The sequence below is a fragment of the Streptomyces sp. NPDC044064 genome (genome assembly GCF_056434245.1).
The window spans coordinates 173,765-188,866 of record NZ_JBWKFN010000014.1; the positions used below are offsets into that span (position 1 = coordinate 173,765).

15 protein-coding genes and 1 tRNA gene are annotated in these 15,102 nt (G+C 71.6%); 6 read left to right on the forward strand and 10 right to left on the reverse strand.

Translation table 11 applies throughout. The annotated features are described in order from the left end of the window. Positions 1 to 2 precede the first annotated feature (2 nt). Positions 3 to 647, forward strand: a complete 645-nt coding sequence (locus AC07DS_RS23555) for an HNH endonuclease family protein (protein WP_479148191.1) — start codon at positions 3 to 5, stop codon at positions 645 to 647. 76 nt (positions 648 to 723) lie between these two features. On the opposite strand, the gene AC07DS_RS23560 is transcribed toward AC07DS_RS23555, so the two are convergent. The 6 genes from AC07DS_RS23560 to AC07DS_RS23585 all read right to left on the reverse strand — a co-directional run bounded on the left by AC07DS_RS23560 (position 724) and on the right by AC07DS_RS23585 (position 6,042). Continuing rightward, on the reverse strand, positions 724 to 1,323 hold the full coding sequence (locus tag AC07DS_RS23560; protein ID WP_261386568.1) for a DedA family protein: 600 nt from the start codon (positions 1,321 to 1,323) through the stop codon (positions 724 to 726). A gap of 193 nt (positions 1,324 to 1,516) precedes the next feature. Beyond that, the gene (locus AC07DS_RS23565; RefSeq protein ID WP_479148193.1) at positions 1,517 to 1,972 is read right to left on the reverse strand and encodes a DoxX family protein; all 456 of its coding nucleotides are present in this window, start codon (positions 1,970 to 1,972) and stop codon (positions 1,517 to 1,519) included. 98 nt (positions 1,973 to 2,070) lie between these two features. Next, the gene (locus tag AC07DS_RS23570; protein ID WP_479148195.1) at positions 2,071 to 3,993 is read right to left on the reverse strand and encodes an FAD/NAD(P)-binding protein; all 1,923 of its coding nucleotides are present in this window, start codon (positions 3,991 to 3,993) and stop codon (positions 2,071 to 2,073) included. A gap of 145 nt (positions 3,994 to 4,138) precedes the next feature. Next, positions 4,139 to 4,720 (reverse strand): GNAT family N-acetyltransferase, encoded by a 582-nt coding sequence (locus AC07DS_RS23575; protein WP_479148197.1) that lies wholly within the window; start codon positions 4,718 to 4,720, stop codon positions 4,139 to 4,141. A gap of 29 nt (positions 4,721 to 4,749) precedes the next feature. Next, positions 4,750 to 5,691: a MerR family transcriptional regulator gene (locus AC07DS_RS23580; protein WP_479148199.1), complete on the reverse strand. Its 942-nt coding sequence runs from the start codon at positions 5,689 to 5,691 to the stop codon at positions 4,750 to 4,752. A 117-nt stretch (positions 5,692 to 5,808) separates the two neighbouring features. Then, a complete protein-coding gene (locus AC07DS_RS23585) occupies positions 5,809 to 6,042 on the reverse strand; it encodes a DUF2277 domain-containing protein (RefSeq protein WP_479148201.1) in 234 nt (77 codons plus the stop codon). Between the two features lie 93 nt (positions 6,043 to 6,135). On the opposite strand from AC07DS_RS23585, the gene AC07DS_RS23590 reads away from it, so the two are divergent. Both AC07DS_RS23590 and AC07DS_RS23595 read left to right on the forward strand, forming a co-directional pair. Then, complete coding sequence (locus AC07DS_RS23590) at positions 6,136 to 7,131, forward strand: ketopantoate reductase family protein (protein ID WP_479148203.1); 996 nt, start codon at positions 6,136 to 6,138, stop codon at positions 7,129 to 7,131. After that, positions 7,115 to 7,459 (forward strand): hypothetical protein, encoded by a 345-nt coding sequence (locus tag AC07DS_RS23595; RefSeq protein ID WP_479148205.1) that lies wholly within the window; start codon positions 7,115 to 7,117, stop codon positions 7,457 to 7,459. Before AC07DS_RS23590 ends, AC07DS_RS23595 begins: the two co-directional genes overlap by 17 nt. Before the next feature lie 68 nt (positions 7,460 to 7,527). On the opposite strand, the gene AC07DS_RS23600 is transcribed toward AC07DS_RS23595, so the two are convergent. Then, positions 7,528 to 7,602 (reverse strand) — tRNA-Val (locus AC07DS_RS23600). 182 nt (positions 7,603 to 7,784) lie between these two features. Between AC07DS_RS23600 and AC07DS_RS23605 the strand changes: the two genes are divergently transcribed. Continuing rightward, positions 7,785 to 9,164 carry a hypothetical protein gene (locus AC07DS_RS23605; RefSeq protein ID WP_479148207.1) on the forward strand — a complete coding sequence of 460 codons (1,380 nt, stop codon included), beginning with the start codon at positions 7,785 to 7,787 and terminating at the stop codon, positions 9,162 to 9,164. A gap of 80 nt (positions 9,165 to 9,244) precedes the next feature. Next, a complete protein-coding gene (locus AC07DS_RS23610) occupies positions 9,245 to 9,784 on the forward strand; it encodes a DUF4383 domain-containing protein (protein ID WP_479148209.1) in 540 nt (179 codons plus the stop codon). Here AC07DS_RS23610 and AC07DS_RS23615 read toward each other — a convergent pair. The 3 genes from AC07DS_RS23615 to AC07DS_RS23625 form a co-directional block, all read right to left on the reverse strand. Beyond that, entirely contained in the window at positions 9,772 to 10,899 is a 1,128-nt protein-coding gene (locus AC07DS_RS23615) for an amidase domain-containing protein (protein WP_479148211.1), read from the reverse strand. The genes AC07DS_RS23610 and AC07DS_RS23615 overlap by 13 nt on opposite strands. 159 nt (positions 10,900 to 11,058) lie before the next feature. Beyond that, positions 11,059 to 12,354 (reverse strand): polysaccharide deacetylase family protein, encoded by a 1,296-nt coding sequence (locus AC07DS_RS23620; protein WP_479148212.1) that lies wholly within the window; start codon positions 12,352 to 12,354, stop codon positions 11,059 to 11,061. A 53-nt stretch (positions 12,355 to 12,407) separates the two neighbouring features. Further along, entirely contained in the window at positions 12,408 to 14,507 is a 2,100-nt protein-coding gene (locus AC07DS_RS23625; RefSeq protein ID WP_479148295.1) for a transglycosylase domain-containing protein, read from the reverse strand. A 369-nt stretch (positions 14,508 to 14,876) separates the two neighbouring features. Here AC07DS_RS23625 and AC07DS_RS23630 point away from each other — a divergent pair, with 369 nt between their 5' ends. Beyond that, a complete protein-coding gene (locus AC07DS_RS23630; protein WP_145883350.1) occupies positions 14,877 to 15,098 on the forward strand; it encodes an FmdB family zinc ribbon protein in 222 nt (73 codons plus the stop codon). The last annotated feature ends 4 nt before the right edge of the window (positions 15,099 to 15,102 follow it).

Sequence of the window (15,102 nt, forward strand, 5' to 3'; positions counted from 1 at the left end):
GCATGCCGAAGTTCTACGCGCGTCGACGTCTGAGCATACTCTCCGCCCTTACCGGACTCATAGCTTCCGTCGCCCTGTTCAACTCCCCGAGCGCCTCCGCCGCGCTCCCCACGCCGGTCAGCGCCGCCACCGCCCGCAGCTACCTCTCCCAGCTGACCGTGGCCACCGAGGACCGCACCGGCTACAGCCGCTCCCTCTTCCCGCACTGGATCACCATCAGCGGCTCCTGCAACACCCGCGAGACGGTCCTCAAGCGGGACGGCTCGAACGTCGTCACCGACTCCTCCTGCGCGGCCACCAGCGGCAGTTGGTACTCCCCGTACGACGGCGCCACCTGGACCGCAGCCTCCGACCTGGACATCGACCACCTCGTCCCGCTCGCCGAGGCCTGGGACTCCGGCGCCGGCAAGTGGACGACCGCCCAGCGCCAGGCCTTCGCCAACGACCTGACCCGCCCGCAGCTCATCGCCGTCACCGACAACGTGAACCAGGCCAAGGGCGACCAGGACCCGTCCACCTGGATGCCCTCGCTGACGTCCTACCGCTGCACCTACGTCCGCGCCTGGGTACAGGTGAAGTACTACTACGACCTCTCGGTCGACTCCGCGGAGAAGACCGCGCTGACGAACTACCTGGCGAGCTGCTGACCGCTGCCGTTCCTCCGCCCTCCTCGACCCCGCCTCCGGGCGGGCCGTCGCGGGGGGCGGCCGGCTGTCCGGACGGCTACGCCGGCCGCCGCCGCATCAGGAACCCGGCCGCGGCACCGGCACCGAAGAGCGCAGCCACCGACACACCCGTGGCCAGCCAGGTGGCGCCCAGCCAGCGGGCACCGTAGTAGCCGAGGGCGACGCTGTAGGCGGCCCAGGACAGGCCCGCCAGGGCGGACCAGGGGACGAAGTCGCGGGCGCGGCGGTGGGCGGCACCGGCGCAGAACGAGACGACCGAGCGCCCGGCGGGCGCGAAGCGGGCCAGGACGACCAGGGCGCCACCGCCCCGGGACAGGGCCTCGCCGAGACGTTCCTGCGCGGCGGTCAGGCGGCGGGACCGGGCGATCGCGCGGTCCAGGCGCTCACCGCCCCGCCAGGCCAGCCGGTAGGCCACCAGATCGCCGAGGACCGAGGCCGTCGCGGCGGAGAGGATCAGGCCGAAGATGTCCGGCACGTCACCCGTCGCCGCGCCCGTACCCGCCGCCGCTGCCGTGGCCGCCGTGATGACGAGCACTCCGCTCGGCAGCACGGGCACGAAGACGTCGAGCAGTACCGACAGGGCCACCATGGCGTAGATCCATGGACCGGCGGCCAGTGCCCCCACGCTCTCCCACACGACAACTCCCCCATTGCTCCCCCATGACAGCCATACAGCGTACGCCGGGGGTGTGACAGGAGGTTCGCGGGGGGCACATGTGGTCGACACAGCGTTTTCACGCACGCACTCGACCGCGACGGCACCCCCGCACATGAGCGACGGCGCCCCTCCCCGCACAGCAGGGGAGGGGCGCCGTCGCCCGGCGGGGCGGTCAGGCCGCCATCGGGGCCCGCTCCGCGGCCGACTGCCGCGTCTCGTCCGCACGCCGCGCGAGCAGCCGGTCCAGACCGAAGGCGCCGGAGCCGGTGAAGACCAGCAGGAGGAAGGCCCAGCTGAACAGGGCCGACAGCTCGCCGCCGTTCTGGATGGGCCACAGGGCGGCCTGCTGGTGGACGTCGAAGTACGCGTACGCCATCGAGCCGGAGGCGATCAGCGCTGCGCCTCGGGTGCCGAGGCCGAGCAGGACCAGTCCGCCGGCGACCAGCTGGATCACGGCCGCGTACCAGCCGGGCCAGGTCCCGGACGGGATCGTGCCGCCGTCGGTGCCGACGGCACCGCCGAGGACACCGAAGAGCGAGGCGGCACCGTGCACGGCGAACAGCAGGCCGATGACGATGCGGAAGAGGCCGATGACGTACGGCTGAGCGGAGTTGAGACGTGCGGACATGAGGGGGCTCCTCTTCGGTGTCGGTGTGGCCGGCCGGCCGGGGACGGGGCCGGTCGTGGGGGCGGCGGTACCGATCGAGGGACCCAGGTTAGGCGTACCTAATTCATGCTTGCAAGTTCAACATTTGGCCAGGGTTCCGCTTCCGCTTGCGGTTCCGCATCGGCCGCGGCCGCACGTAGGACGGCTCGCGCCACCGCGTCGGCATCCGAAAGCGTGACCGAATCCACCCCTGGACGAGCGCCCGCGGCGGTCACCCAGTGCACACCCTCCGTCGGCACGCCGAACGCGAACCGCCGTGCGTGTACCTGGTTCTGACGATTAATCAGACGGTAAGGGCGACGTGTCACGTCCAGCCCTCCGGTTTCGTAACCGTCCACGATGTGCGGCCGGCAGGCGCCGCTCGCCAGCAGCCCGGCGAGCAACTCGTCGGACGTGCGCCGCAGATCGGGTTCCGGAAGACGCGCCTCTATGAGGGTCGTCACACGCACCGCCGACCCCGGCACGGCCGGCGAGCGGGCCACCCACGCCCCCTGCCCGGCCCGCACCTCCAGACGCGGCCCCAGCACCTCGACCACGCCCGCCTCGACCAGGGCCGCCAGTTCCTCGATCCGGCGCCGGGGCGGGCCGATGGACAGGAAGGCGTTGAGCGGGGTGTACCAGCGGTCCAGGTGGGCACGCCGGGAGTCGCCGGTCAGGCCGCCGTGGTCCACCACCAGGCGTATCTCGTTGCGCAGATCACGCAGCACGTCCAGCGCCGCCTTCAGCGGTCCGCGCACATTGCCCAGGGCGGCCTGCACGGCGTCCTCGCGCAGATACGCCAGCAGCCACGCCCGCCACTGCCCGCTCTCCGCGAACTCCCGCTCCCCGTAAGGCCGGGAGATCCGCTCCCAGCTCCAGCGGTCCTCGGCGCCGACCCCGTACTCCTCCAGCAGCTCCGCCTCCCGGGGATCCCCGTGCGGCACGGCGAGGAAGCGGGCGGCGAAGTCGGGCCGGCCGGTCAGCGCGCCGTAGTAGACCGTCTCCACCTCCTTCGCGACCAACGGCCATATCTCCGCGCGGAAGTCGGGCGGCTCACCGGAGTCGGCGCGCTTGCGGAAGCCCGCCGTCACCTCGGGGGTGAGCACCAGCGGGAGATGACGGCCGTACGGGCCCTTCGCGTTGTCGCCCCGCGCCTGGTACGGCACCCCGCGCCGTGAACCTGCGTACACGCGCGGCTCCTGTCCGGAGGGCCGGTAGCGCAGGACGCCGTCGGCGGCGCGGACGAAGCGCCCGCCCCGGCCTGTGGTCAACAGGGCCGTGTGGTCGAAGAAGTTGAGGCCCAGGCCGCGCAGCAGCACCGGTTCGCCGGGCGCCAGCGGGGAGAGGTCGACATCGGCCGGATTGGCGGGCGGTACGTGGCGCAGGCCGTGCCGCTCGGCGTGTCCGGCCGCCCGCTCCTGTTCCGCGTCCGCCGCCGTCGGCAGGTGTCCCTGGGCCAGGACCACCGCGGCCAGCCCGGACAGCACCCGGTCGTCGTCGAGGGTGAGCGTCTGGCCGCCGCCGGGGCCGTCGTCCAGCCCTACGGCGCGGGCCCGGTGGGTCTCGACGCGCACCGTATGCGGGGCCGCCCGGACGGTCCGCGCGAACACCCACTCCAGGTAGCGGCCGTAGTGGGCGCGGGTGGGGTAGTCGTCCGGGCCCAGCGTTCCGTCCGCCCACTCGTGCAGGCTGGGGCCCGGGCGGATCGGGCCCGAGCAGTCCACGCTGGCGTCGGTGAACAGCGTCACCTGGCTCGCCACGGTGTTCATCAGCAGCTCGGCCGACTGCGCGGTCCGCCAGACCCGGCCCGGGCCGGGCGGCGCCGGGTCGATCACGTGGACCGTCAGCCGGACGCCCGGCGGAAGGAGTTCCGGCGCGGAGGCGCAGAGGCGCTCCAGGACGCTGGTTCCGCGGGGCCCGGCCCCGACCAGGGCGACGGAGACCGTGGGTGATTCCTGGATCGGTGCAGACAACGACGTGACTCCCGGGCGTGTGGGGCGCATGGCAGCAGACCGCCGACTGGAAGCGGACGGTCCGCCTCATCATGCCTGTCCGGGGCCCGCCGGGCGGTGCGCCCCCTGGGCCCGTCCGCCTCAAGCAGCCTTTCCCCGGCCCGGGTTGTCCGTCATTCCGGTCATGGCCGCACACTCAGGGCGCGCCGGCTCCGTGCTCCTGGCCGTGCTCCCGCGCATGCACATGCCCGGCGAGCGGGAACGCGGGCGGCGCGGCCGGAAGCAGCCGGGCCAACGCGTACCCGCACTTGTGAGCGACCCGGCACGAGGCCGCGTTGTCCGCCTGGTGGAGCAGTTCGAGGCGGGTCAGCCCGTCACCGCCGAAGGCCGCGAAGGCCCAGTCGGTCAACGCGTGCAGCGCGCGCGGCGCCACTCCCCGGCCGCGCGCGGGAGCCGCCGTCCAGTAGCCGACCTCGGCGGAGGGGGCGCCCGGGGCCTCGGCGAACTTCAGGACCGCGTGCCCCAGCACCCGCTCCGGCTCGGGGCCGGACTCCACGACGGCGAAGGCGAACCGGCGCCGCTCCTCCCACCCGCGCGCCTGCTCCCCGATCCACCGGGCCGCGCCCGCCTCGTCCTCCACCACCCCGCTGGTCCAGTGGCGCAGGGCGTCGTCGCGGTACGCCTCGACCAGCGCGGCCGCGTCTCCCGGGCACCACGGCCTCAGCAGGAGACCGGGGCCCGAGGGGGTGGCGGCCACTTCCAGCCGTGCCGTGGACATGCGGTCCTCCCGATCTCTCGACGCTCCTGTCACCGGGCCTTTCCCGTGCTCAGCGCCTCAACTGCCCATTCGATCACGGGAGTCAGCGGTTGCGGGGCGGGCCAGCCGTTGATCACGGCGAGGAGTCGGGTGTACCGGTCCCAGCGGGGATCGTTCACCGTGGCCAGGTGACGCACCAGCCAGGTGCGCAGCTCGGCGTCGTCGGGCCGGCCGACGGTGGCCGCGCAGGCGGCGGTGAGCCGTGCGACGACGGGCTCGGCCCGCGGAGACCGCGGATCGACCCCCAAGGACACGGCCGTCGCCACGACATCACGGGTGACGGCGACGACGTCCGGCCGCGGCGGCACGGCGGCGCCGTCGGACCGCTCGCCCGCGTACTCCTCGACCAGCCCCCGCATCCGGGCCCGGAAGTCCGGGTCCAGGGACAGCTCCGCCACCTCCACCCACGCCGTGACCTGCTCCTCCGTGGGCCGGTCGGGCAGCTCGGGAGTCAGCGACCGCAGGGCGGCCGCGGCCGGGCCCGTACGGTCCGCCCCGCCGCCGGAGACGGCACCGAGGAAGTCGTCGATCAGGCGCCGCCGTTCGGCCTCGGACAGGGTGGCGAGCTGGTGCATGCGTTCCATCTCCTCGAAGGTGGCCTCGCGCCCGGCCGCCGCGACCAGCACCGCCCGCCGCAGCCGCAGGATGCCGATCTGCGCGTCCAGGGCAGCGGCATGCTCCGCGGCGACCCGGCCGAGCGGGACGTCCCGGTCCAGGACACGGCGGATCGTGTCGAGGCCGAGCCCCAGCTCGCGCAGGGTCCGTACGAGGGCGAGACGGGCGACGGCGTCCGGGCCGTAGCGGCGGTAACCGGCGGGCGTGCGGTCGGCCGGCGGCACCAGGCCGCGATCGGAGTAGAGCCGGATCGTCTTGACCGTCAGCCCGGTACGCCGGGCCAGCTCACCGATCGAATACAGGGTGCCGCCGTCCATGACCCCACCTTCGGGTCTCCCCCTGCGGGAGACTCAAGCGCCCGGCGATGGCACGGGCAGCGCGACCCACCCGGAGCGGCGACCGGCCGCCGCTCCGGGCACCTGTGAACGCGGGTCCTACCCCGCCGCGCCCCGCACGGACCGCCCCCGCACCTCCAGCCCGCCCAGCAGCTCCGCCGTGGCCTCGGCGACGGCCTGCACGGCCTGTTCGAACACCTCGCGGTTGTGGGCGGCGGGCGCCCGGAACCCCGAGACCTTCCGCACGTACTGCAGCGCGGCCGCGCGGATGTCGTCCTCGGTGGCGTCACCGGGCAGTACGGGCGGACGCAGCGTCTTGATACTCCGGCACATGCCCCCAGTCTCACGCACGGCGCGCGCCCCTGCGAGGATCCCTCCGAAGGCGGCCACCGACTCCCGGGGCCGACCGACGAGAGGAACATCCTCATGACGAAGCACACCGTGGCGATCCTGGGCCCCGGCGGCACCGGCGGCCTCCTCGCCGCCCTCCTGTCCCGCGCCGGCAACCGCGTCGTCTGCCTGGCCCGGCAGGCCACCGCCGACACCCTGCGCGACACCGGAATCCGGGTCCGCAGCCGCCGGTTCGGCGAGTTCACCGCACCCGTGGAGGCGGACACCGAGCTGCGCGAGCCGGTGGACGCCTGCGTGATCGCCGTCAAGCACACCACCCTGGACGCCGCCCTCACCCGCGTCCCGTCCGCCGTCCTCGGGGACGCCCTCGTCGTACCGCTCCTGAACGGCGTCGAGCACCCCGCGGCGCTGCGCACCCACTACCGGCCCGACCGCGTGGCCCCCGCGGTGATCCGAGTGGAGTCGACCCGCGTGGCCCCCGGCCTGATCGAACACGGGAGCGACTTCGTCGAAGTGGACCTGACCGGCGACACGGCGGCCCGCCCCCGCCTCGAAGCCCTGGCCGCCACCCTCTCCGGCGCGGGCGTGACCACCCGCGTACTCGAGGACGAGACGACGGCCCTCTGGTCGAAGATGTCGTTCCTGGCACCCTTCGCCCTGCTCACCACCCGCTACGGCCTCCCTCTCGGCGAGATCCGCACCCGCCACCGCGAGGAGCTGGAGGCCCTGGTCGCCGAGACCACCGCGGTCAGCCGGGCCTGCGGCGCCCCCACGGACCCGGCGCAGGCCCTGGCCCGGTACGACGCCTTCCCGCCGGCCGCCAGGTCCTCCATGCAGCGCGACGCCGAGGCGGGCCGCCCCCTCGAACTCGACGCCATCGGCGGGGCGTTGCTGCGCGCGGCGGACCGGCACGGCGTGCCGGTGCCGGTGGCGGCCCGCCTGGTGCGGGAACTGCGCGCCGCCGGTCACCGAGCCGGGGGGCGGGCGCTACTCGTTCGCGTGAACCTCACAAGCGAACTCGCCACCCAAAATCGAACAGGCGTAGCATTGCCGCGTGGCTACGACCTATGAATTCCCCAGTGACCTCCTCGCCGGTCAGGAGGAGCTGCATCAGGTCCGGGCCGAACTGTCGGGCCTGCTCAAGCGGCTGCCCTGGTCGGTCGAGCCGATGGACGGCTTCAGCGACGACAGCGGCTGGCGGAAGGTGGAGCGGCCCGCCTCCCCCGGCTGGACGTCGGACGAGCAGGCCGAGGTGGAGAAGCTGCGCCGGCGCGAGCACGAGCTGGCGGTGTTCGTCAGCGGCCACCGCTTCTGGTCCGAGGTCACGGCGGCGGAGCGGGTCGAGGCCCGCACGAAGCTGAAGCACGCCCGCGAGGCGGCTGCCGAGGACCAGAAGTGAGCCGGGGACAAGAGGTCACACACGAAAGCCCCCCGACCGGGACCGGTCGGGGGGCTTCTCGTTTCTTCTGGTGGGCGCGGACGGTTTCGAACCGCCGACATCCTGCTTGTAAGGCAGGCGCTCTACCCCTGAGCTACGCACCCGGGACAGGCCGACAGCCTACATGGCCAGGGGGGCTGTGCCGCAAACCCCGTCCGGGGCGGGGACGGGTCCCGAGGGGCGGAAAAGTGACGGTGCACACGGCGAACTGACCGGCCCGTGTGTTCGTCCTGAACGGGTGGGAGAATGACACCACCCAGGGCGAACAACAGCACGGGAGAGGGATGTGACGGCGACACCGGGCACGCCGGCGACGAGGTCGCACCCTCCTTCGGGCGCCCCCTCGGCTCTGCGCGACACCCTCATCCTGATGAGCCTGCCGGTGCTCGCCGCGCTCGCGCTGCCCGCCGCGTTCGCCGGCGGCGGTACCCGGCGCTGGTTCGGCGGCCGCGCGGAGAGCCAGCGGGCCGAGGCGCAGGCGGCGAAGGACGCCGCCGCTGCCGCGTTCTACGAGCTGGACACGGCCCAGCGGGACCTGCGGATCTCCATAGAGACCATCTCGGCCGTCGACGACTCCCCCGCCGCCCGGCGCGCGGTGGCCGACTTCGCGGCGCTGGGCGGCCGGATCGACGAGGTCAGTCAGCACTACATCCAGGCCGTGGACGCCCATGACCTGGACCGGGACGACCTGGAGGCCGCAGCGGCCGCCCGGGCGCGCGCCGAGCTGACCGCGGCCAAGGACGAACTGGTCCGGGTCAAGCAGGAGCTGGACCGCTTCGGCAGCTCCCTCGGGCCGCTGCTCGGCAAGGCCGAGACCCAGCTGGCCCGGCTCGCCCCGGCCGTGGAGCGGGCCCGGCAGGCGCTGCTGGGCGCGAGCAACGCGCTGGACGCCGTACGGGAGATGGGCCTCAGGGCCGACGACCTCGCCGCGCGGCTCGCCGCGCTCTCGCCCGAGCTGACCAGGCTGAACCAGGGGGCCGGTCAGCACGGGGTGGCGCCGACGCTGGAGCGGGCCGAGCGGGTGCAGCGGGAGGCCGCGGCGATCCGGGCCGAGGCGGAGCGGCTGCCGGAGAAGGCGGCCGAGATCGACCACCGGCTGGTGAGCCTGCGCACCCGGGCCCAGGCGCTGACCACCCGGGCGGGCCAGGTGGACCCGGTGCTGAGCGAGCTGCGGCGGCGGTTCGCCGCCGCGTGCTGGCAGGACCTGCAGCAGGTGCCGGCACAGGCCGCGGAGAACGTGCGGCAGGCCGAGCTGAAACTGCGCGAGGCCCAGGCCGCCCGGGACACCCAGCGCTGGCCGGACGCCACCTCGCTGCTGTCGACGGTACGGGCACTGCTGAACACCACGGACGAGGCCGTGTCGGCCGCCGGTGACCGGCTGACCCGGCTGAACGCCGTGCAGAAGGATCCGGAGCAGGAGATCCAGCGGACCCGGTTCGCGATCCGGGACGCCCAGCGGCTGGCCATGACCGGCCGTACGACCCCGGACCCGCGGCACGCGCGGCCGCTGGACGACGCGGTGGCACGGCTGGACCGGGCGATCGGCACGCTGGAGGGCCGGCACCCCGACTACTGGCACTTCCTGACCGAGACGGACGCGGTGCGGCAGAGCACGGCCCGCGTGGTGGCGCAGATCCGGGAGGAGCGCGGGGGCCCCGGGCACTGAGCCGTTGCCGCCGGGCCACGTCGGGCGGATATTGGGTGGAGGTACGTAGGGCCGCCGCCAGCACGCACAGGGAGGCGAAGATGGCCTCACACACCATGCACACGGGAGAGCGTCACCGGATCCGGTTCGACGACCATCTCCCCGTCGACCATCGCCTGAGCACCGTCTACCGGATCGGCGCGGGCCTGATGGGCCTGTTCCTGCTCGCCTTCGGCATTCTCGGCCTCACGAACAACATCGGCTTCTTCGACACCGGCGGGAACACCGCCCTGGGCCTGAACACCAACGGCACGCTCAGCGTCCTGTCCGTCTGTGTCGGGCTGCTGCTCTGCGTCGGGATGGTGATCGGCGGGAACTTCGCGTCGACGCTGAACATGACGCTGGGCATCCTGTTCATCCTGAGCGGCTTCCTGAACCTGGCCCTGCTCGACGGCGACTACAACTTCCTGGCCTTCAAGATCCAGAACGTGCTGTTCAGCTTCGTGGTCGGTGTGCTGCTCATGGTGTTCGGGATGTACGGCAGAGTCGGCTCGACCCTGCCGCACGACAACCCGTACTGGCGGGCCCGCCACCCCGACGCGGAGCAGCGGGCCGATGCGACCGGGGATCAGGTGCGGTAGGCGTAGAAAGCCGCGCTGGGGTACGACGCGACGAGGCTCGCCACCGACCGGTTGTAGGTGTTGTTGGAGTGGTACGTCACGTACGGCACGCCCTGCGGGCTGCGGTACGTGACGATCATGGAGTGGTCCTTGGACCCGTCCCTGTTGAAGTCCATCTGCAGCACGTCACCGATGTCCAGCTGGTAGACGTTGGCCAGGCTGGTGACGCGCTTGGAGGACAGGGCGAACCAGGAGAACTCGTTGACGCCGACGAACGAGTCCGACTGGATGTCGGCGTTGCCGAACCACTTGTGGAAGTCGTTCGTGTAGCCGGGCACGTGCTTCCAGCCGCCCGCCTTCAGGGACTGGCTGACGAAGTTGGTGCAGTCGCCGCCCGCGCCCTGCCCGTTGTAGTCCGGGTAGTCCGGGTTGTAGTTCTTCCAGTACTTGGACGCGTACGCCACCATCGCCTTGTAGTCGTAGGCGCCGGTGGTGACGTTCTTCTGGTTGGCCGGGGCGGGCCACGTGGTGGCCGCACGGGGCGCGTCGGGCGGGCCGTCGTCGGCCGGGGTGGCCTTCACGGAGGACGGCTTCGCGACCTGGTTCACCGCGAGGTAGCCGCCGTCCGTGTCGCGGACGCCGGTCAGCTGCCAGTTGCCCTGCTGGTCGGCCTTGAAGGTCAGCTCGTGGTGGGCCTGGAAGCCGGTGGTCTTCGGCTCGGTGCCCTTGACCTTCGCGTAGGTCAGCGCCGTGGTCTCGGTGACATCGGCCTTGGCCGTGCGACCGGTCACGCGCGTCGCGTCCAGCGTGACGCGGGTGCTGGCCTTGCTGTACTTCTCGCCCAGCTTCGCGAGGCGGGACTGGCGGCCGCGCAGTTCGGTCAGCGCGGAGTTCTCCTGGCGCGACTGCCCGGAGGACAGCTTGACGTCGCCGGAGAAAGTGGAGGCCAACGGCTTGGAGCGGTGCTGGTCGCTCCGGTCCACCAGGGCGTCCGTACGGTCCGTGAAGACCGCGTCGGCCAGCTTCTGGAAGGTCGCCTTGGTCGCGGCGTCCACGGTCGGGTCGTCCACGACCGCCGCGCCCGCGCTCCAGTTGGGCACCAGGGCCACACCGGCGACGACCGAGGCGGCCGCCACCGAGACTATGCCGGCGCGACGCCCCTTACGGCTCAGTTTTCTCGATTTCAATGATGTTCCCCTCTACACCGGCACACCGACCGGGCGAGGGCATCTTCGCATGACGTGTGGGCCAGTTGTGAAGGGGGTTGCACAAGTGGAACTTGCGGCGCCCGGACGTCACTTGACCACTGTCGACCAGTCACGCGGCGACTGCGCAGGGTCAAGGGCGCGCAGCTGCTGCAGGGTCGCCGGCTTCTGCACGTCGAGCCAGTCGGACAGTTCCTTGAAGGACACGCACTTGACACCCTTCTTCGTGCACACGTTCTTCACAACCTGGTCGATGGCCTTCATGTAGATGCCGCCGTTCCAGGACTCGAAGTGGTTGCCGATGAACAGCGGTGCCCGGCTGCCGTAGTACACGCGGTTGAAGCCGGCCATGTAGGTGTCGACGGTCTCCTGCTCCCACTTCGGGTAGTCCACGGGGTTGCCGTCGGTCTGGCCGTCGGACTGGTTGGCGAGGAAGTTGAAGTCCATGGACAGGCCCTGGTAGTCGCCGCCCTCGTAGGGAAGCAGCTGGAGCGGGAAGTTCCAGACGCCGTTCTTCTTGGCGGGCCATATCTGGAAGTCGCCGGTGGAGCTGGCGTCGTAACGCCAGCCGTAGCCGTAGGCCTTGATGGCCTTCAGCAGGTTCGGCTGGCCCTCCAGGCAGGGCGCGCGGCCGCCGGCGACCTCCTTCTTGAAGTCGAAGGGCAGCGGCGCGATGTCCTTGAAGCCGGTGTTGGTCTTCCAGTGCTCCACGATGTCGTAGAACTGGTCGATCTCGCTCTTCCACTCCTCGACGCTCCAGTCGCCGCCGCCCTTCTTCTCGCAGAAGTGGCCGTTGAAGTGGGTGCCTATCTCGTTGCCCTGGTCGTAGGCCTGGCGGAGCTGCTCCAGGGTGGTGCGTATGTGCTCGTCGGTCGCGTAGTCGATCGCGGCGTCGCCCGGCTCGTGCTGCGGGCCGTGGTAGAGGGTCTTCTTGTCCTTGGGCAGCAGGTAGATGCCCGTGAGGAAGAAGGTCATGTGGGCGTTGTACTCCTTGGCCAGCTCCCGGTAGTGCGAGAAGAGGTGGTCGCTGCCCTCCAGCGCGCCGTCCCAGGAGAAGACGACGAACTGGGGCGGCTTCTCACCGGGCTTGAGCGGCTTGGGTACCAACTGCCCCTTCTGGGGGCCGGTGTAGGAGGTGGAGCCGTCGCCGAGGATCTTCGTTTTGCCGTCCCACGCGGGCGTCCTGGCGGGCTTCGGCGCGGCCTTTCCGGAGGTGTCCTTGCTGGCGGCGGTGGGCGCGGTGTTGTCCCGGTGGTTGAGCACCAGGTAGCCCGCGATCGCCGACGCGACGGCGAGGAGGGCAGCAAGCATCCGCATCCCGAGGCCGTTGGGACGGGGGCTGGATTTTACCCGGCGGCGACGGCCGGTCTGCGGCTTCTTGTTCATGCGGCGGCTCATTCTGGTGCGAGGGGAGGGAGGTCGGCGGGGAGCCTCGGGGGTCAGCCGAGGCCCGTGGCGTGCGCCCAGATGCCGTACGGGACGTCGACGTCGTCGGTGGTGGTTCCGGCGAACCCGTCGAGCGAGAGGGGTTCCAGGGACTTGGTCAGGTCGATGCGGTAGACGACGACGGAGGTGGACACGGACGCGGAGGTGCCGACGTACCAGGCGGCGCTGTCGTCGTCGGTGGTGCCTGCCTTGCCCGACACCTGGGCCGTGCTCGTGGGGTGGGCGAGGCGGTAGGACTCCGCCAGCGCTCGCTCGACCTTCTCCGCGACGCCCACGCCCACCGCCCGTTGCGGGCGCGGGGTGGCCAGGGCCACCTGGGTGCCGTTGCGGGTGATGCGGCGCACCGAGTACGGCTCGGTGTGCGTGCCGGAGGCGGCGAAGGTGGCGTATCCGCTCGCCATCCGGATCGCGCTGGGTGTGGAGTTGCCCATCGACAGGGCGGGCACCTGCGGACCCATGCTGGAGGAGAGCAGGCCCGCCGCCACGGCGGTCTCACTGACCTTGTCCAGACCCGTGTCCATGCCGAGCTGCATGAAGGGCGTGTTCACCGACTGGGCGAGGGCGTTGTCCAGGGTGATCTGCCCGTAGGACTTCTCGCCGTCGTTGTGGGCGGCGACCTTCTTGCCGCTGCGGTCCCAGTAGGGACCCTCGGGCGTGGTGACGGGGACGCCGTCGTCGCCGTCGTAGACGCTCTCGGGCGTGACGGGCGTCGCGGCTCCGCCGCGGGTCTTGTGGACCCCGTGCTCCAGACCGGCGGCGTAGACGAAGGGCAGGAACGCCGAGCCGGCCTTGACGGTGGTCGCATTGGACTCGTTGTAGCCCTGCTTGCGGTGGTCGGGGCCACCGTAGACGGCGAGTATCCGGCCGTCGGCGGCGACCGAGGCGGCGCCGTAGTGGGCGGTCTTCGCCTGCTCGGGGTGGCCCTTCTTCCCCTGCTCACGGGCCTTGGCGACGGCGGCGGTCAGCGCCGTCTCCCGCTTGCGGTCGAAGGTCGTGTAGATCTGGTAGCCGCCGAGGTCGAAGTCGCGATCGGAGATGTGGGCGGCCTTCTTGGCGTACTGCTGGGCCAGCTCCACCAGGTAGTCGCTCTGCGTGCCGGTGTCGTAGACGCGGCCGGACTTGAGCGGCTCGGGGAAGGTCTTGTACTTGGCCCGCTGGGCCGGCGACAGCTTGCCGATGTCGACCATCCGGTCCAGGATCCAGGACCAGCGCTCGACGGCCCGCTTGTGGTTGGCCGCACTGAGGGTGGGGTCGTAGAGCGCGGCGCCCTTCAGCATGGAGGCGAGCACGGCCGCCTCGCTGGCGTTGAGCCGGCTGACGTCCTTGCCGTAGTAGGCCTGGGAGGCGCGCTGGATGCCGTAGGTGCCGCGGCCGAACCAGCTGGTGTTGAGGTAGCCCTCCAGGATCTCGTCCTTGCTCATCTTGTTGTCGAGCTTGAGCGAGATCATCGCCTCGGTGAACTTACGGCTGACGGTCTGATTCTGATTCAGGTAGACGTTCTTGACGTACTGCTGAGTGATGGTGGAACCACCCTCGGTGTCCCCCTGCCCGATGGTGCGCCATATGGCGCGGGTGATGCCTTTGACGGAAATACCGGGATCCGTATAGAAACTCGCGTTCTCCGCGGCGAGCACCGACCAGCGGACCTGCTCGGGTATGTCCTTGAGCGGCATGTCCTGACGCCGCACCCAGCCGGTGCGGGCCATCGGCGTCCCGTCGGACCAGAAGTAGACGTTGTCCTGCTGGGTGGCGAAGGTGTTCAGGTTCTTCGGTATGTCCGTCATCTCGTAGGCGATGAACAGGGACAGGCTGATCACGACGAAGCCGGACAGCACGGCGCCGAGCCACTGGCGCCAGGAGGGTATCCAGCGGCGCCAGCCGATACGGCCGGGGCGCGGGTACAGCGGCCTGAGGCGGCGGGCGTACGGGGCCAGCGGCGCGAGCCGGGGGCCCGCGACGGCACGCAGCCGGGCGAGGGCGGACGTGGCGGCGACGGTGAGGCGGGCGCGGGCCGGAGGGCGGGCGCTGCGCCGGCGCTGCGCGCGGCCGCCGGAGGCAGCAGGCTCCGGCGGCGGAGGCACCCGCAGCTGCATGGTGACGTCCGCACGAAGGGCGTCGACCTTCAGATGCAGAGTGGCGTCCGTCTCCTGCGGCTGCCGCTCCTCGGGCCGGGGACTCTTTTCGTCCCCGCTGCCTTCCGGCCGCTGCCATGACTTGGCCAAGGCTGCGTCTCCCCTCGCACTGGTCCTTGCGCGCGCGGTTCAGACTCAGCAAGGTGGACACCGCCGCAATGGACATCGCGGTGCGGTGAACCCCCCTTTTCCCCCGGTCTTACGGCTCCTCGCGGCTAAGCTAAGTTATCAGCGATCTTTTCAAAATCTCCGCACCAGTTTCGGGCAGAAGCGAACACTCATAAAACTTTGAAGTGCTGTGACAAGCGCCACTCCGGTTAACCTGTGCGCATGCCTCGCTATGAGTATCGCTGCCGCACCTGCGGCGACACCTTCGAACTGAGCCGTCCGATGGCGGAGTCCGGTGCGCCGGCCGCCTGCCCCACGGGCCACGACGACACGGTCAAGCTGCTGTCGACGGTAGCCGTGGGCGGCACCTCCGCAGCGCCCGCCCCGGCGCCCCGGGCGGGCGGGGGCGGGGGCGGCTGCTGCGGCGGAGGCTGTTGCGGCTGACGCC